The organism is Stenotrophomonas sp. STEN031, from assembly GCF_056759975.1.
In genome coordinates this window covers 1-14,059 of sequence record NZ_JBRREA010000037.1, presented here as the reverse complement: position 1 = coordinate 14,059, position 14,059 = coordinate 1, and the positions used below count along the sequence as shown (strand labels likewise).

Sequence of the window (14,059 nt, the reverse complement as noted above, 5' to 3'; positions counted from 1 at the left end):
GGACATGGCTACCGGTTGGGCGGGCGACACCGCCGTTCAGGATCAGATTGACGCCACCGTCGAGGACGCGATCGAGCGTGCGCGCAGCCGCATGCCCAGCGGCCCGGGGCTGGAACACTGCGAAGAATGTGATGCGCCGATTCCCGAGGCCCGGCGCAAGGCCGTGCCCGGGGTGAGGCTGTGCATCGCCTGCCAGCAGGCGCAGGATGAGGACGAGGCGTTTGCCGGCTATAACCGGCGCGGCAGCAAGGATAGCCAGCTGCGCTAGGAACGATGGCTGTGTCTGTGCCTGTTGTGGTCGTCGCTGTGGTTTGCGGCTTTGGCTGTTGTTTTAGCCCTGCTCTTGCTCGTCATCCTCGCGAACGCGGGGATCGCTCTGCATGTGCTTGCGCTTTGGAGTTACGCGGTAATTCCGGTCCGAATCAATGCCGAAGGCCAAGGCTGGAGCCAGAGCCAGAGCGATCCCCGCTTTCGCGAGGATGACGGCAAAAAAGCAAAAGCCCAAAGCCCAAAGCCTCAGCTTTTTCCCGGTGCAGGCAGCACGGCGTTCAAGTATTGCTTCTGCACAACGCGTGGCACCAATCGCGGTCGCTCCATCAACACAAAGCGCACGCCCTTCACCGTCTGTGGCGCAGCCTTGCTGACAAAGCCAAACCGCTCATACACCGGCACTGCGATCTCGGACGAGTTGACCGTGTACTCGCGGCGGCCGTGTATGCGCAGTGCATGCTCCCACAGCCGCCGCGCGATGCCGCGCTGGCGGCTGCTGCGGCTCACGAACAGATGATGGATGTGGCTGTCGCTGCGCATCGCGATCATGCCGACAAGTGCACCTGCATCCTCAATCACGTAATGCGCGAACTCCTTGTCGACCAGGCGATCGGTGAAGCTGGCGGGAGTCAGCGAGGCCAGGAACGCATGTGCGCTGGCACCGCTGTCGGCGTCCAGCAGGTGTCGCGCCAACGGGGTGACCAGCGCGCTCAGTGCCTCTGCATCGGCGAGGTTGGCGTCACGCAAAGTGATGTCCTGATCCACGTAGTTCCCCCGTAGCGCCCCCGGAAGCAGCGGCGTGTACGGAAGCATACCTGCAGCCGCCACGCTGTAAACCTGTGCGCTGGCGGCAGCTCAGTGCGTCGCGCCACCCGGACGGAAGCTGCCGCTCCAGCGCAGCATCGCGCACAGGCACCACAGCCAGCCAGCCGTGGCGATCAGGCCGCCGACAAGCCCAATGTGCTGCATGCCCAGCTGCAGGCTGACCTGGCTGCCGATCAACGCGCCGGCGCCAATGCCGATGTTGAAGATGCCCGAGAACAAGGCCATCGCCACGTCGGTGGCGTCGGCGGCCAGGTTCAGGACCTTGGACTGCATCGACAAAGCGAAGCTGATCATCGCCACGCCCCAGACCGAAACCAGCGCGTACAGCAGCCAGCTGCTGTGCAGCCCAGTACGCAGCAACAACAGGCTGGCGGCCAGTACGCCGATGGCTGCCAGCAGGAAGCCACGCGGCCAGCGCAGGCCGTAGCGCGAAAACAGCAGGCTGCCGATGAAGCCCATGCCGCCGAACAACAGCAAGACCCACGTCGTCACATGCGCATCGAAGCCGCCGATCTTCTGCACGAACGGTTCGATGTAGCTGTAGCCGGTGAACTGTGCCGATACCACCGTCATCACCAGCAGGTACAAGGCCATCAATGCGGGGCGCCGCAACAGCAAGGGAATGCTGCTGGCCGAACCGCTGTTCTGGCTGGGCAGGGCTGGCAGCAGGCGTGCCAGTACCAGCATCACCAGCAGGGCGACGCCGCCGATGGCCATGAAGGTGACGCGCCAGCCCAGCAGTTCGCCGACGATGCGGCCCAAGGGGATGCCCAGCACCATCGCCACCGAGGTGCCGGTGGCCAGCAGGCCCAGGGCCTGCGGGCGCTTGTCCGCCGGTGCCACCCGCACTGCCAGCGAGGCGGTGATCGACCAGAACACGGCGTGCGCCAATGCAATGCCGATCCGGCTGGCCATCAGGATCGGGTAGCTCCAGGCCAGCGCTGACAACACATGGCTGAGAATGAACAGTGCAAACACGCCCAGCAGCAATCTGCGCCGGTCGAAGCTGCGGGTCAGCAACATGCACGGCAGCGAGGTCAGCGCCACCACCCAGGCGTAGATCGTCAGCATCAGGCCGACATGTTCGATCGGCTTGCCGAAATCGGCGCCGATGTCACTGAGCAGGCCGACCGGGACGAATTCGCTGGTATTGAAGACGAAGGCGGCCAGCGCCAGGGCGATGACACTGAGCCAGCGTTGGCGGTCGGAGCGTGGCGGCTGGTGTTCGGCAACGGCAAAAGCATCGCCTGCCTGCGGGGCAGGGCATGAAGTATCGGGAGAGACGGACATTGCGAGCGGGTCTGCGACCGGGCCGGTCGCTCAATGCAGGCAATTTTCGCACGCGCCGGGTGGACGCGAGCAGAACGCTGTGGATCACGGCGCCCGGCGGGGCTCTGCAGATCGGGAGCAGGGCCAGCCGTGGCCGCGGTCTTGCCAGCGGCCCTGGAGCAGGTAGGGAAGCCCGCTTTGCAGGGCCGAAGTGCTCAGCCATCTCCCTGCAGCGTGCTTGCAGCGGCGTCACCACCACGCCAGCGACGCAGGCCACGCTGGAAGAACAGGCTGTTGGGAATCTGCATCAAGGTGCCATCGACCGGGCCACCGACCTCGTGCAGGGTGGTGTAGATCAGGTTGATGTCGGTGACGACGCCCTTCAGGCCGGGCTTTTCACCGTTCTCCAGCAGCTCGATCTGGTCGCCCAGACGGAACGGGCGGGTGGTGAAGATCAGGAAGGTGCAGAAAATGTTGGACAGCACGCTCCAGGCGGCGAAGAACGCCACCGCGCCGACCGCGGCAAAGCCGGTGAACGCCGTCCACAGCACGCTGGCCTGCACGTTCAGGGCCTGCAGGATGGCAACCAGCGCCACCGTGCCGATGATGAAGTTCGACAGTCGCCGGATTGCCATTTCGATCTGCGCCGGCAGCGTGTAGTGACGGCCCAGGCGCGCCAACAGGCGCCGGGTGAGCAGGCGCAGCAGCCAGGCCACGACCAGGATCAGCAGGATGCCCAGGCCGGTGTTGATCGGATCAATCCATTGCTGCAGCGAGGCGGGTAGGTAATGCTTCATGCGGTTTCCTTGCGGTGCGTCAGTGCTTCAGTGCGGCATCGGTATGGCGGGGATCGCCATCGTTGCGGGCGGGGATGATGTTCAACAAACGGGCCAGCAACGGATAGATGTCCACATTGTCGATCGGCGCGATGGTCACGCCGGGGACGAAGGCTGGACCATAGCCGATGAAGGGTGAATACATGTCGGGCAAGGTGTTGTCATAGCCATGCTCGCCCAGCAGTTCGTGGTTCTTGCGCTTCTCGGCCTGGCGGGTAGTGACCTGCCAGCCCAGTTCGGCGGTGCAGATGTAGGCGGGTACGCGGCGGTGATGCCCGTACTCGAAGCGGGCGGGGATCTGCTCGCGGGTCATGCACTGGATGTGCGGGTAACTGCCGTCCAGCAGCTGTTGCGCGGCCGCTTCACCACCGGGAAGGGCGTTGAACGAGGCGTAGGCGCCGGTCCAGCCGAAATCCAGCCTGCCGACATCGACGATGTCGTCGAGAAAGACCTGCTTGTCGGGGCCGGTGGCGGTCATGCCGTGGTCGGAGGCCACCACGATGTTGATCTTCTGCTGCAGCCCCTGCGCACGGATGCCGCTGAGCAGGTTGCCAATTGCCGCATCCACTTCGCCAAGCGCGGCATTGAGTTCGGCGGAGTCGGGGCCATGACGATGGCCCATGGTGTCGACCTTGTCGAAGTACAGGGTGATGAAGTGCGGGCGTTGCGCTGCGGGCAGCGCCAGCCATTCCAGCACCTGGTTGACCCGTTGTCGTGAGCTTACCTGTATGTCGAAGGGGCGCCAGAACTCGGGCCGTGCACCGTGTACCGGCGCCTCCGAGCCGACCCAGAACATCGCCGCGGCGCGGCCGCCCTGTTCACGGACGCTGGTCCACAGCGGCTTGCCATCGTCCCACCAGCGCTCGTCGCGGACCGTGGCCGGGTCGAACATGCTGAAGCGCACGCCGGGGATGGTCGGGTCGGTCATGAAGTTGGCGATCACCCCGTGGTGGTCCGGGCGCAGGCCGGTGACCAGGGTGTAGTGGTTGGGGAAGGTGATCGATGGATACGACGGGCGCATGTACTCGGCACGGGCGCCGCCGGCCACCATGGCTGCCAGGTTCGGGGTCTGGTTGCGGTCCAGGTAGTCGTTGCGGAAACCATCGATGGAAACCAGGATCACCGGCGCCAGTGCTTGCTGGGGCATGCGTGAGGTGCTGGCAGGCGTTTCGATGGCGAGCGGGGCGCTGGTGCAGCCGGCCAGGGCAAGGGCGGCGCAAAGCAGCAGGGCGGGGGTACGCAACATGGGGCGGCAACGGTTTGGCGAGCGGCGATTGTCGGCCAGTGCGGCATTTGCTGCCAGTCGAGGCGCACTTGCCGGCCGCTTTGGCAAAACCTGATTCGGGTTTAAACCTTTTTCCTGCTTGCCGCATCCAATGGATATGCTCGACGCCACCGTGACTGCCACTGCTCCCTCACCGCCCGCCGTGGATGACGCTACGTTGGCCCGTGCCGCCGCGGACGGCGACACCCGCGCCTATGAGCGCATCTACCGGCGTCATTCACCGCGGCTGTACGCCTTGCTGTGGCGGCTGTGTGGCGGCAACGCCGCGCGTGCCGAGGATGTGCTGCAGGAGACCTTCATCCAGGCCTGGCGCAAGCTGCCGCAGTTTCGCTTCGAGAGCGCATTGTCCACCTGGTTGCACCGGTTGGCGGTGAATACGGCCTTGATGGAGTTGCGGGCAACCACGTTTGAATCGCTCGACATCGGGGAATCAGGGATGGACCTGTTGGCCGAAATGGCTGACACGCCGCGTTGCCATGCCACGGGCATGGATCTGGAGCGCGCGCTGCTGACGCTGCCGCCGCGCGCCCGTGCAGTGCTGGTGCTGCATGACATCGAGGGCTGGAAACACCAGGAAATCGCCGTGGAACTGCAGATGGCTGTCGGCAGCTCCAAGGCACAGTTGCATCGCGCGCGCAGCTTGCTGCGCACGCGGCTTGGAGACGCAGGATGAATATTCACGACGACGATCACGATGATGCGTTGGCCCAACGTTTACGCGGCCTGCCATCCGAACGGGTGGCACCGGCGGCCGTCTGGCAGCGCATTGCCGCAGAGCTGGAGCAGACACCCCGTTTCCAGCAGGCCCCTGTCGCCCCGGCGCTGAACGCAGCGGCCCCAAGGCGCATGCAGCGGCGCTGGCCGCGCTATGCCGCAGCCGCGGTGGTCGTGGCGCTGGTCGCGGGAGCGGGGGTTCTGTGGTTGCCGCAGCAGCCACCGGCAGCCGTGGCGGTCGAGGAATCGTCCCTGCAGCATCAGGCCAATACGATCACCTACCAATACCGGCAGGCGATGGCCACGCTGCCACAGCAGGACGTGGCGGCCGAGCTGCAGCCGGCCCTGCGCGAGCTGGACGAAAGCGCTGGCAGCATCCGCAGCGCCATCGCGCAAAGTCCCGATGCCGCCTTTCTGCTTGGCCAGTTGCAGCGCACCTATGCGCTGCGGCTTGAACTTACCCGCAAGGGCGTGAACCCGACCGGACTTTCGACATGAAGGAGCGCCTGATGAAAGCTTGTATGCGCCATCTGATCGCCACCGCACTGCTGTTGGCCCCATTGACCAGCGCGTTCGCGCAGACCGCGGTCAACCGTAACCTGTCCTTGTCCAGCGGCGGCCGTGTAGAGCTGAGCAATGTGGCCGGCTCGGTCACCGTGCGTGGCTGGGACCGCAACGAAGTACAGCTGACCGGCTCACTGGGCGAGGGCCAGCGGCTCGAAGTAGAAAGCAGTGCCAATCGGGTGGCGTTGAAAGTGGTTTACCCGCAGAACAGCCACAGCAGTCGCGGTGCGGTGCTGGAACTGCGGGTGCCGCGCGCCGCGCAGTTGCAGACCAGTACCGTCAGTGCGGGCGTGGATGTCGCGGATGTGGACCTGCGTCGTCTGCAGAGCTCCACCGTCAGCGGCAGCATCACCGCCAATGGGCGTGCTGGTGAGGCGGAATTGACCACGGTCAGCGGCGCGATCCGCTCGCAGCTGCAGACGTCGCGCCTGGAGACGCGGACAGTCAGCGGTGGCATCAATGCAGCCGGCGCCAGCGGCGGTGAGGTCTCGGCCAATACTGTGTCTGGCGGTATCACCCTGGACCTGGCCAAGGTGCAGCGGCTCAGTGCCGAGTCGGTATCCGGCAGCGTGGGCGTGCGCAGTGCGGGCCTGCAGCCGGGTGGCCGGGTCAATCTGGAGACGGTGAGTGGCTCGGTATCACTCGGCTTGCCGGCCAGTACCTCGGCGCAGCTCAAGGTCAGCACCTTCAGCGGCAGCATCCGCTCTGACGTAGGCCAGGTGGAGAGCCCGCGTTACGGGCCGGGCAAGAACCTGGACGCGCGGATTGGCGGCGGTGACGGTGATATTTCGATCCAGTCGCATTCGGGCAGCGTGCGGGTGAGTCTGGATCGTTGATTCACCCGCTCCCTTTGTCATAGGCAAGGGGAGGGTTGGGGAGGGACGCTTTTGCTCCCTCCCTTTTGCGCAGCAAAGGGGAGGGGTTGGGGAGGGGTAGGGCTTCTGGGTTTCTGGAGCCCCAGCTTCCCGGCTTACGCAGCTCCTACGACCGCCCCGGTTGTTGCCGCCAGCGCCAAGCCCTGCACCACGCCGAACGATGGGTCGCCGTGCACCAGCCTGGCAGTCGGGAATGCCGCTGCCGCTGCTTGCTGGATGTAACCGGCGCGCGACATGCCACCGGTCAGGAACACCGCCGCCGGGTCGTGGCCGATATCGGCACGCACCTGCTGCAGCAAGGTCTCCAGCTCGCCCAGATAAGCACCGGCGGCCGCCGTCAGATGCGGTGCGTCGATGTCGACGAACAGTCCGGTTTCGATGAAATCCAGCACGCTGTTGTGGCGGGCTTGGCTGCTCAAGCTGATCTTGCACTGTTCCACCGCGCGGTACAGGCGCGCGGTATTGCCGGTGTCCTGCAGCGCCTGCAGGCGCGGGCCATAGGGCAGTTCCACCGCGTCGTAATTGTGCTGGCGGAAATCACGCTGGCGGGTCATGTCCTGCACCATCGCCGCCTCCACGTAGTGGTGCGCGGGCACGCGGGTGATGCCGCGCCCGAACAGTGGCATATAGCCCGCCAGGCTCAGCGCCAGGTCGATATCGGTACCGCCACGGGCAATACCCCAGGCGCGATGGATCTGCGGCGCGGCGTTGCCGCCAACGCTGGCGTGGGCGATATCGGTGGTACCGCCGCCGACGTCGACGATCACCGCTTCGTGGCGCTCGCTGCTGACTGCGTGGTAATGCATGGCCGCCGCTGCCGGCTCCTCGAGGAAATCCACCTCGTCAAAGCCTGCTGCCATCGCCGCGCTGCGCAGGATGTCCAGCGCCTGCTCGTTGCCGGCCGCGCCAATCGAGCTGCGGAACTGCACGGGCCGACCGAGCAGGGCGCTGCGCACATTGCAGCGCAATTGGCGCGAGGCGGTCAGGCGGATGTGTTCGAGGATATGGGTGGCGATGCCGGTGATGGTCTGCTTGGCACGCGGATGCAGGTTGTAGCCCAGCATCGACTTCGGGCTCTGCACCAGGTTGCCTTCGTTCTCCTCGAAATAGGCCTCCAGCGCTTCGTCGCCATAGACCGCGTTCTGCAGCAGGGTGGTGGAGCTGCGCGGTTCGCGGATGCGTTCTTCCATCCACTGCCGGCGCACCACGCGGATGGCGTCGCTGCGCAGCTGTTCATGGCTGCGCGTGTTGCCGACCGCGCGGGCGTCGCGGCGGCCGGATTCGATCAGCTCATCGACCTGCGCTTCGAGTGCCGGGGTGAGTTCGAAATCGTTGGGGTCGCGCATTACCTCGGGGAAGTACACCGTGGTGCGGAACTGCTGGGCTTCACCAAAACTGACCGGAACCACCTTGCCGTCGATGTGGGCGGCGGCGGCCGAGTTGCTGGTGCCAAAGTCGATACCGAGTTTCATGGTGCCTGCGCGTCTTGCTGCTGAATCGGCCGCGCACTTTACTACGCCGCCGCGACGCTGGCTTCACCCGTTGTTGGCTGCTTGTGGCTCCAGCGCGGCCAACCGCGCCTGCCAGGCCTGCGGCGTCTGCGGTTTGACGAACAGCGCCACGATCTCCGGGTGGCGCAGGCGCGCGGCCTGTTCGATGCGGGCCACGCAGGCTTCGATCTGCGGCGTGGTGCAGCGGTCGTCGAAGGCCGCACTGAGTGTTGCCAGTACCTGATTGGGGCCGACCTGGACGGTCAGGATGCCGTTGGCGTTCTCGATGTCCGGGTCGGCCGCCGCCAGCTGCAGCAGGGCCTCGCCCAATTCAGGATGGGCCGGTTCGCCGATCAGCAGACCCTTGGTTTCCCGTGCCAGCAGGAAGGCGGCCACGGCCAGCACCAGTGCGATGCCGATCGAGGCCAGTGCATCCAGTTCCGGCATCTGCAAGCACTGCGCGCCGATCAACCCGGCCAAGGCGATCAACAGGCCGAGCAGGGCGGCGCTGTCCTCCAGCAATACGGTGAAGGTGCTCGGGTCCTTGCTGCGCCGGAAGGCTTCGAAATAGCCATGATGGCCCTTGCCGATGCGGAACTCGCGCAGCGCTACCCACCATGAGCTGCCTTCGAACAATAGCGAGACACCGAGCACGATGTAGGCGATGCCGGGGTTGGCGACGGGCTCCGGGTCGCGCAGGTGGATGATGCCCTGGTAGAGCGAAACGCCTGCACCCATCGCAAAGACCAGAACCGCGACGATGAAGCTCCAGAAATAGAGTTCACGGCCATGACCGAGCGGATGGGCGCGGTCGGGTGGTTGCCTGGCGCGGTTCAGCCCATGCAGCAGCAGGATTTCATTGGTGGTGTCCACCAGTGAATGCACGCCTTCGCTGAGCATGGCCGAGCTGCCGGAAATGCCGGCCGCGATGAACTTGGCCACCGCAATGCCCAGGTTGCCGGCCAGTGCCACGAGGATGACGAATCGGGAGCCGCTGTCTTTCGCCATGTGATGTCCTGGCAGCGCGACATCGCTTGCCGCGCTGGCACTTTCCTTCCGTGTGCGTGGCGATGGCGTGAGTGACGCGGAGCTGAGCGGCTACAATGCGGGGTTATTCAATGTACGGGAGTCCCCCATGTCTGTTACTTCCTGCCCGCAGTGTTCGCTGGAGAATGTCTACGCCGACGGCGCGCTGTGGATCTGCGCCGATTGCGGCCATGAGTGGACCGCTGGTGAAGCGGCGGAGTCGACGCTGGTGGTCCGCGACAGCAACGGCAACGTATTGGCGGCAGGCGACACCGTCACCGTGATCAAGGACCTGAAGGTCAAGGGTTCATCGATTCCGCTCAAGCAGGGCACGGTGATCCGCAACATCCGCCTGGTCGAGGACGATGCCGAGCACATCGAAGGCAACTCGGAAAAGATCAAGGGCCTGGTGCTGAAGACCTGCTTCCTGCGCAAGGCCTGAGCCGGATTGCCCAGGCCGCCAGCGGTGCGCGATCAGCGCGCCGCATGGCGCGCTTCGAGCCGGCGGATGCCATCGAGCTTGCTCTGGTAAACCGCTCTCATCGGATCGCCGCCGAGGTCGCGGGCGCGCTTCATCTCGCGCATGGCCAGGCGATTGTCGCCGCTCAGGAAATACGCCCGGGCCAGGCCGAAGTGGAATTGATGGGCGTTGCCGTAGAGCCGCACGGCTTCCCGGTAATAGTGCGCCGCCAGCACGTAGTTGCCGTCACGCTCGGCGGTGGTGCCTTGCATGAACTGGTAGAAGGGGTCGCGCTTGCGCACCTGCTCCAGTCGTGACTGCATCTGCGCCACCCGGCGGGTGTCGCCCATGCGCTGGTAGAGCTTGGTGGCGTTGTGCAGGGCGGGGGCGTGGAAGCGGTTGATCGACAATGCGGTTTCCAGGTCCCTGGCGGAGGCATCGAGGTCGTTTTCGCGCGACTCGAGTACGCCCAGGTTGCTCCATGCCGGCACAAACCGCGGATCCATCCGCAATGCCGCGTCGAAATAGGCGCGCGCGCTGGCGTAGTCGTGCGCGGCCAGCTGCTCGGCCCCCCGGTTGTTGTAGAAATGGGCGAGGGCGCGGCTGTCATTGATCGGCTGTGGGCCGCGACGGTCGTACAGCACGTTGCTGTCCAGGTCCAGGGTCGCCTGGCGGCCATCCACGCGCATGCCGACATTGACGTGGCCGGCGTTGAAGATCAGCCCCTGGTCCTGGTACCAGGACACCACCTGGCCCACCTCCTGCATGCGTGCCTCCAGGCCGATCTCGCGGGCCAGGGCGACGAACAACAGGGTGAATGACAGGCAATTGGCACGCCGTTGCTGCCACGTCTCGGCCACGGTGAGGGTGGCTTCGGTGTCGTATTCCAGGCCCAGTCCCTCTGGGCGGAACACCAGTTCAACCAGCAGGTGCAGGCGCTGTTCGGGGGAATTGGCCACCTTGATGACCCGCTCCTGCAGCTGCGCGCGTATCTCCGGCGGAATCGCCATCACCTGCGCCGGGGTCGGTACCGGGGCCGGGGTTGGCGGTGGCGCGGCAAAGGCCACGCTGCTGGCGGCGAGCAGGACTAACGCATTCCAACCGATCATGGCGATCACCCGGAGTTTGCTGCGGCCTGCCCAGTGTAGGCCTGTTGCGGGGGCATGGGAGCAGTGCCGGCACAAATCCACAGCAGGTGTGGACCAGCGCTGTGCAAACATGTGGATAACTGCTGGCAGCCCTTGCAGGGCGTGGCTCGGCAAGTGGTGGTGAAATTTTCACCACGGCCGGGCCGTGACCGGCGGGGTCTGCTAGTATCCGCGGCCCAGACAGTAGTGGCCGCCGCAACGGAGCGGGCAAGTCGGCCGGCTTTCGATACCAGACCATGACGAAGCAGCTTTCCTCCACCGAGGCCCAGATGTCACTGGGCCTGGGCAGCGATATTCCAACCGAGCGCCTTTTCTTTGCCGTGATGCCGGACCCGATGACGGCCGAGCGCGTGGCGGAGCTGGCTGACGGGCTGCGCGAAGAACATGGCCTGATCGGGCAGCCGCTGGCCCCCGAACGCCTGCATGTCACCCTGCATCACCTGGGCGACTACGCCGGCCTGCCGCCGAGCCTGCTGCCCAAGGTGCGCCAGGCTGCGGCACGGGTGCGCATGCCCGAGTTCGAGGTCTGCTTTGATCAGGTGGGCAGCTTTGCCGGCGGCGTGAAGAACCCCTTCGTGCTGCGCAGCGAGTACGGCGCGGAGTTGTTGAATGGCCTGCACGAAGAGCTGGCGCGCTGCCTGCAGGGCGTGGGTGGCAAGCTGGACCCGCGCTTCACCCCGCATATGACCCTGCTGTACGACCGCCGCCGCCTGCCGATCCAGCCGGTACAGCCGCTGCGCTGGTTCGTGCGGGAATTCGTGTTGGTGCGCAGTTTCCTCGGCCAGGGCCGTTACCAGATCGAAGGCCGCTGGCAACTGGGCTGAGCCGGGGGCTGCCGTCCGCGGTGCAATCCGCGGCTCCCCGATTGATGATGGGCCTTTCCAAGTCCTGGCTTCATGCCAAGATGCGGCCATGAACGACTTGCTGCAGACCCTGCCGCCGCCGCTGTTGGCCGAGCTGAAAACCGCCTACGCGCAGCCGCCGCGTGCGTATCACAACTTTGGCCATGTACAGGCCCTGCTGCAGCACTACCGTGATGTCGCCGCTGGCCCCGGCTGGCAGCAGCCGTTGGAAGTGCTGTTGGCGGTGCTTTACCACGATGCCATCTACGAGGCGGGGCGCGGCGACAACGAGGCGCGCTCGGCGCAGCTTGCCGCGTCCGGTATCGAACGTTGGCTGCCGGATGCCGAAGTGGATGTGGCCCGGGTGATGGCGTTGATTGAACTGACGGCGCGCCATGGCAGCCTGGATGGCGAGGGACTGGATGCCGACGCTGCGTTGTTCCTGGACAGCGACATGGCGATCCTGGGGGCGCCGGATGCGGTGTTTGATGCCTATGACCGTGGCATTGCCGAGGAATACCTGGGCAAGGTGCCGGGTTTCCTGTTCCGGCTCAACCGGCGCCGGTTCCTGAAGAAGCTGCTGGCGCAGCCACGCATCTTCTTCAGTGATTTCTTCCATGAACGCTACGACGCGGCGGCGCGTGCCAACCTGCGCCGGGCCACGGCCTGATGCCTGGCTTTGGCTAAAATGCAGTCTGTCCTGTTGCTGATTGGGCCTAGCCGGCCGCTGTAATGAACGAATTGCCCGTCCAAGCTCCCGCAACTCCCGATCCTGACCCCCGCCCGCAACCGCCGGAGGCACCGGGTCCCAACGAATGCTGTGGCAGCGGCTGCCCGTTGTGCGTGCTGGATCTGTATACCGACGAACTGATGATCTACCGGCAGAAGCTGGCCGAATGGATCGCTCGCCACCCCGAAACACAGGCCTGAACCCGCACCTTCGACATCTTTCCGCCGGCCAGGGGCGTAGGCTGTGCGGCACCGTTATCGAGACCTGTACATGGCACGTGTGATGTGGGGGATGGGGGTGCTGGCGCTGGGCCTGTGGGCGGCGTCGGCAATGGCGACCGAGCAGGTCAGCCACGGTCGTTTCCAGCATGTACCGGTGCTGCTGCCCGACTTGCCGGCACAACGCGTGGTGCTGTGGTTTGGCGATGCAGCCGCCTCCACGGGGCACGTGGCGCGCCTGCAGGCACTGCGCGATGACGGCGCGCTGGTGGTGGATATCGACACCCCGCACCTGTACCAGGTGCTGGCCAGGGAAGGTGGCAGCTGTGGTTTTTCCGCTGGCGATGTGGAGAACTTCTCGCGCTACGTGCAGGCCTATTACCACATACCGACCTATCGCCTGCCCATCCTCGGCGGTGAGGGGTCTGGTGCGGCATTGGCCTATGCGGTCGCGAGCCAGGCAGACCCGGGCGTGTTCGCCGGATTGCTGACCGATGGCTTCTGCCCGCAGCTGCGCAACGCGACGATGACCTGTGGCGATGCCATCAAGGGCCGGGTGCTGTTGCCGCAGCCGTTGCACTTTCCCTGGTTGAACGCGGCGGCGGGCAAGCAGCAGGCATGTGCGGCGACGGCAGTGACGGCGTTCACCGATGCGGTGCCGTGGGCGCGGCAGTTCGCACGTACCCGCCAGGGCAGTGCCTTGCCCGGTGAAGTAGCGGCTGCGCGGGTGCTGGGCGCGCAGCGGGGTATCAGCCTGCCGGCCGTGCCACAGGACCTGGATGGGCTGCCGCTGGTGGAAGTGCCGGCCAGCGGGCAGGGCGATACCTTCGCGGTGTTTGTCTCTGGTGATGGTGGCTGGGCTGGACTGGACAAGGACGTGGCTGGCGCCCTGGCAAAGGCTGGGATTCCGGTGGTGGGCGTGGATTCGCTGCGCTACTTCTGGAGCGAGCGCACGCCGGCAGGATTCGCCGCCGACCTGGATCGCATCGCGCGCTATTACGCCAACCATTGGCAACGGCCGAAACTGATGCTGATTGGCTTCTCGCAGGGGGCCGATGTCTTGCCCGCGGCCATCAACAAGCTGCCGCGGGCGAGCGCACAGATGCTGGCCATGACCGCGCTGATGTCGGTGGGGGAGCGTGCCGACTACGAGTTCCATGTCAGCAACTGGATCTCCAGTGGCGGCGATGATGGGTTGCCGATTGCGCCGGAAATGCGCCGCCTGGCGGCTGATCGCACGCTGTGCATCTATGGTGCCGACGATGAAGATGCGCTGTGCCCGAAGCTGCCGGCCGGTAGCGCACAACTGATCAAGCTGCCTGGCGATCACCATTTTGAAGGTGATTACGAAGGTCTGGCCAAGGTGGTCCTGCAGCACGTGCAGGGGCCTTGATGCGGAGTGTTGGGGGGGGGGGGGGGGGGGGGGGGGGCGCGGCCGGGGGCGGCGCGGAGGGAGCCGGCGGCGCGGCGCGGGCGGCCCCCCCCCCCCCCCACATAACTATAATAT

General features: G+C 65.6%; 16 protein-coding genes. 9 read left to right on the top strand and 7 right to left on the bottom strand.

Annotation, left to right across the window (positions count from 1 at the left end):
• The first annotated feature begins 4 nt into the window (after window positions 1-4).
• Entirely contained in the window at window positions 5-268 is a 264-nt protein-coding gene (locus ACVOLQ_RS15635) for a DksA/TraR family C4-type zinc finger protein (protein WP_481528561.1), read from the top strand.
• Window positions 269-516: 248 nt separating this feature from the next.
• Here ACVOLQ_RS15635 and ACVOLQ_RS15630 read toward each other — a convergent pair whose 3' ends face one another.
• The 4 genes from ACVOLQ_RS15630 to ACVOLQ_RS15615 form a co-directional block, all read right to left on the bottom strand.
• Window positions 517-1,035 (bottom strand): GNAT family N-acetyltransferase, encoded by a 519-nt coding sequence (locus ACVOLQ_RS15630; protein ID WP_481528560.1) that lies wholly within the window; start codon window positions 1,033-1,035, stop codon window positions 517-519.
• Window positions 1,036-1,125: 90 nt separating this feature from the next.
• Window positions 1,126-2,385 (bottom strand): sugar transporter, encoded by a 1,260-nt coding sequence (locus ACVOLQ_RS15625; protein WP_481528559.1) that lies wholly within the window; start codon window positions 2,383-2,385, stop codon window positions 1,126-1,128.
• A gap of 194 nt (window positions 2,386-2,579) precedes the next feature.
• Window positions 2,580-3,161: a mechanosensitive ion channel domain-containing protein gene (locus ACVOLQ_RS15620; RefSeq protein WP_313170722.1), complete on the bottom strand. Its 582-nt coding sequence runs from the start codon at window positions 3,159-3,161 to the stop codon at window positions 2,580-2,582.
• 19 nt (window positions 3,162-3,180) lie between these two features.
• The gene (locus tag ACVOLQ_RS15615; RefSeq protein ID WP_481528558.1) at window positions 3,181-4,446 is read right to left on the bottom strand and encodes an alkaline phosphatase family protein; all 1,266 of its coding nucleotides are present in this window, start codon (window positions 4,444-4,446) and stop codon (window positions 3,181-3,183) included.
• A 136-nt stretch (window positions 4,447-4,582) separates the two neighbouring features.
• On the opposite strand from ACVOLQ_RS15615, the gene ACVOLQ_RS15610 reads away from it, so the two are divergent.
• From ACVOLQ_RS15610 to ACVOLQ_RS15600, 3 genes are read left to right on the top strand one after another with little or no spacing between them, the layout of a single operon-like run.
• A complete protein-coding gene (locus ACVOLQ_RS15610) occupies window positions 4,583-5,158 on the top strand; it encodes an RNA polymerase sigma factor (protein ID WP_481528557.1) in 576 nt (191 codons plus the stop codon).
• Window positions 5,155-5,697: a hypothetical protein gene (locus ACVOLQ_RS15605; protein ID WP_313170726.1), complete on the top strand. Its 543-nt coding sequence runs from the start codon at window positions 5,155-5,157 to the stop codon at window positions 5,695-5,697. The genes ACVOLQ_RS15610 and ACVOLQ_RS15605 overlap by 4 nt, the downstream gene beginning before the upstream one ends.
• Complete coding sequence (locus tag ACVOLQ_RS15600; RefSeq protein ID WP_481528556.1) at window positions 5,694-6,599, top strand: DUF4097 family beta strand repeat-containing protein; 906 nt, start codon at window positions 5,694-5,696, stop codon at window positions 6,597-6,599. The genes ACVOLQ_RS15605 and ACVOLQ_RS15600 overlap by 4 nt, the downstream gene beginning before the upstream one ends.
• A gap of 134 nt (window positions 6,600-6,733) precedes the next feature.
• Here ACVOLQ_RS15600 and ACVOLQ_RS15595 read toward each other — a convergent pair whose 3' ends face one another.
• The gene (locus ACVOLQ_RS15595) at window positions 6,734-8,110 is read right to left on the bottom strand and encodes an Hsp70 family protein (protein ID WP_481528555.1); all 1,377 of its coding nucleotides are present in this window, start codon (window positions 8,108-8,110) and stop codon (window positions 6,734-6,736) included.
• A gap of 63 nt (window positions 8,111-8,173) precedes the next feature.
• Window positions 8,174-9,151 carry a cation diffusion facilitator family transporter gene (locus ACVOLQ_RS15590; protein ID WP_481528580.1) on the bottom strand — a complete coding sequence of 326 codons (978 nt, stop codon included), beginning with the start codon at window positions 9,149-9,151 and terminating at the stop codon, window positions 8,174-8,176.
• 112 nt (window positions 9,152-9,263) lie between these two features.
• Between ACVOLQ_RS15590 and ACVOLQ_RS15585 the strand changes: the two genes are divergently transcribed.
• On the top strand, window positions 9,264-9,596 hold the full coding sequence (locus ACVOLQ_RS15585) for a zinc ribbon domain-containing protein YjdM (RefSeq protein WP_282265415.1): 333 nt from the start codon (window positions 9,264-9,266) through the stop codon (window positions 9,594-9,596).
• A gap of 32 nt (window positions 9,597-9,628) precedes the next feature.
• On the opposite strand, the gene ACVOLQ_RS15580 is transcribed toward ACVOLQ_RS15585, so the two are convergent.
• Window positions 9,629-10,723, bottom strand: coding sequence for a tetratricopeptide repeat protein (locus ACVOLQ_RS15580; protein ID WP_313170732.1), 1,095 nt, complete (start codon window positions 10,721-10,723; stop codon window positions 9,629-9,631).
• Between the two features lie 275 nt (window positions 10,724-10,998).
• Here ACVOLQ_RS15580 and thpR point away from each other — a divergent pair, with 275 nt between their 5' ends.
• The 4 genes from thpR (at window position 10,999) to ACVOLQ_RS15560 (ending at window position 13,945) form a co-directional block, all read left to right on the top strand.
• Complete coding sequence (thpR, locus tag ACVOLQ_RS15575) at window positions 10,999-11,586, top strand: RNA 2',3'-cyclic phosphodiesterase (protein WP_313170734.1); 588 nt, start codon at window positions 10,999-11,001, stop codon at window positions 11,584-11,586.
• 88 nt (window positions 11,587-11,674) lie between these two features.
• The gene (locus ACVOLQ_RS15570) at window positions 11,675-12,274 is read left to right on the top strand and encodes an HD domain-containing protein (protein ID WP_313170736.1); all 600 of its coding nucleotides are present in this window, start codon (window positions 11,675-11,677) and stop codon (window positions 12,272-12,274) included.
• 62 nt (window positions 12,275-12,336) lie between these two features.
• The gene (locus ACVOLQ_RS15565; RefSeq protein ID WP_481528554.1) at window positions 12,337-12,534 is read left to right on the top strand and encodes an oxidoreductase-like domain-containing protein; all 198 of its coding nucleotides are present in this window, start codon (window positions 12,337-12,339) and stop codon (window positions 12,532-12,534) included.
• 70 nt (window positions 12,535-12,604) lie between these two features.
• Window positions 12,605-13,945, top strand: coding sequence for a virulence factor family protein (locus ACVOLQ_RS15560; RefSeq protein WP_481528553.1), 1,341 nt, complete (start codon window positions 12,605-12,607; stop codon window positions 13,943-13,945).
• Window positions 13,946-14,059: the final 114 nt, after the last annotated feature.

Excerpts from the sequence above, each read along its gene's own strand:
- ACVOLQ_RS15635 (WP_481528561.1), top strand. The coding sequence starts at position 5 with ATGGCTACCGGTTGGGCGGGCGACACCGCCGTTCAGGATCAGATTGAC.
- ACVOLQ_RS15625 (WP_481528559.1), bottom strand. The coding sequence starts at position 2,385 with ATGTCCGTCTCTCCCGATACTTCATGCCCTGCCCCGCAGGCAGGCGAT.
- ACVOLQ_RS15620 (WP_313170722.1), bottom strand. The coding sequence starts at position 3,161 with ATGAAGCATTACCTACCCGCCTCGCTGCAGCAATGGATTGATCCGATC.
- ACVOLQ_RS15615 (WP_481528558.1), bottom strand. The coding sequence starts at position 4,446 with ATGTTGCGTACCCCCGCCCTGCTGCTTTGCGCCGCCCTTGCCCTGGCC.
- ACVOLQ_RS15610 (WP_481528557.1), top strand. The coding sequence starts at position 4,583 with ATGCTCGACGCCACCGTGACTGCCACTGCTCCCTCACCGCCCGCCGTG.
- ACVOLQ_RS15605 (WP_313170726.1), top strand. The coding sequence starts at position 5,155 with ATGAATATTCACGACGACGATCACGATGATGCGTTGGCCCAACGTTTA.
- ACVOLQ_RS15600 (WP_481528556.1), top strand. The coding sequence starts at position 5,694 with ATGAAGGAGCGCCTGATGAAAGCTTGTATGCGCCATCTGATCGCCACC.
- ACVOLQ_RS15595 (WP_481528555.1), bottom strand. The coding sequence starts at position 8,110 with ATGAAACTCGGTATCGACTTTGGCACCAGCAACTCGGCCGCCGCCGCC.
- ACVOLQ_RS15585 (WP_282265415.1), top strand. The coding sequence starts at position 9,264 with ATGTCTGTTACTTCCTGCCCGCAGTGTTCGCTGGAGAATGTCTACGCC.
- ACVOLQ_RS15580 (WP_313170732.1), bottom strand. The coding sequence starts at position 10,723 with ATGATCGGTTGGAATGCGTTAGTCCTGCTCGCCGCCAGCAGCGTGGCC.
- thpR (WP_313170734.1), top strand. The coding sequence starts at position 10,999 with ATGACGAAGCAGCTTTCCTCCACCGAGGCCCAGATGTCACTGGGCCTG.
- ACVOLQ_RS15570 (WP_313170736.1), top strand. The coding sequence starts at position 11,675 with ATGAACGACTTGCTGCAGACCCTGCCGCCGCCGCTGTTGGCCGAGCTG.
- ACVOLQ_RS15565 (WP_481528554.1), top strand. The coding sequence starts at position 12,337 with ATGAACGAATTGCCCGTCCAAGCTCCCGCAACTCCCGATCCTGACCCC.
- ACVOLQ_RS15560 (WP_481528553.1), top strand. The coding sequence starts at position 12,605 with ATGGCACGTGTGATGTGGGGGATGGGGGTGCTGGCGCTGGGCCTGTGG.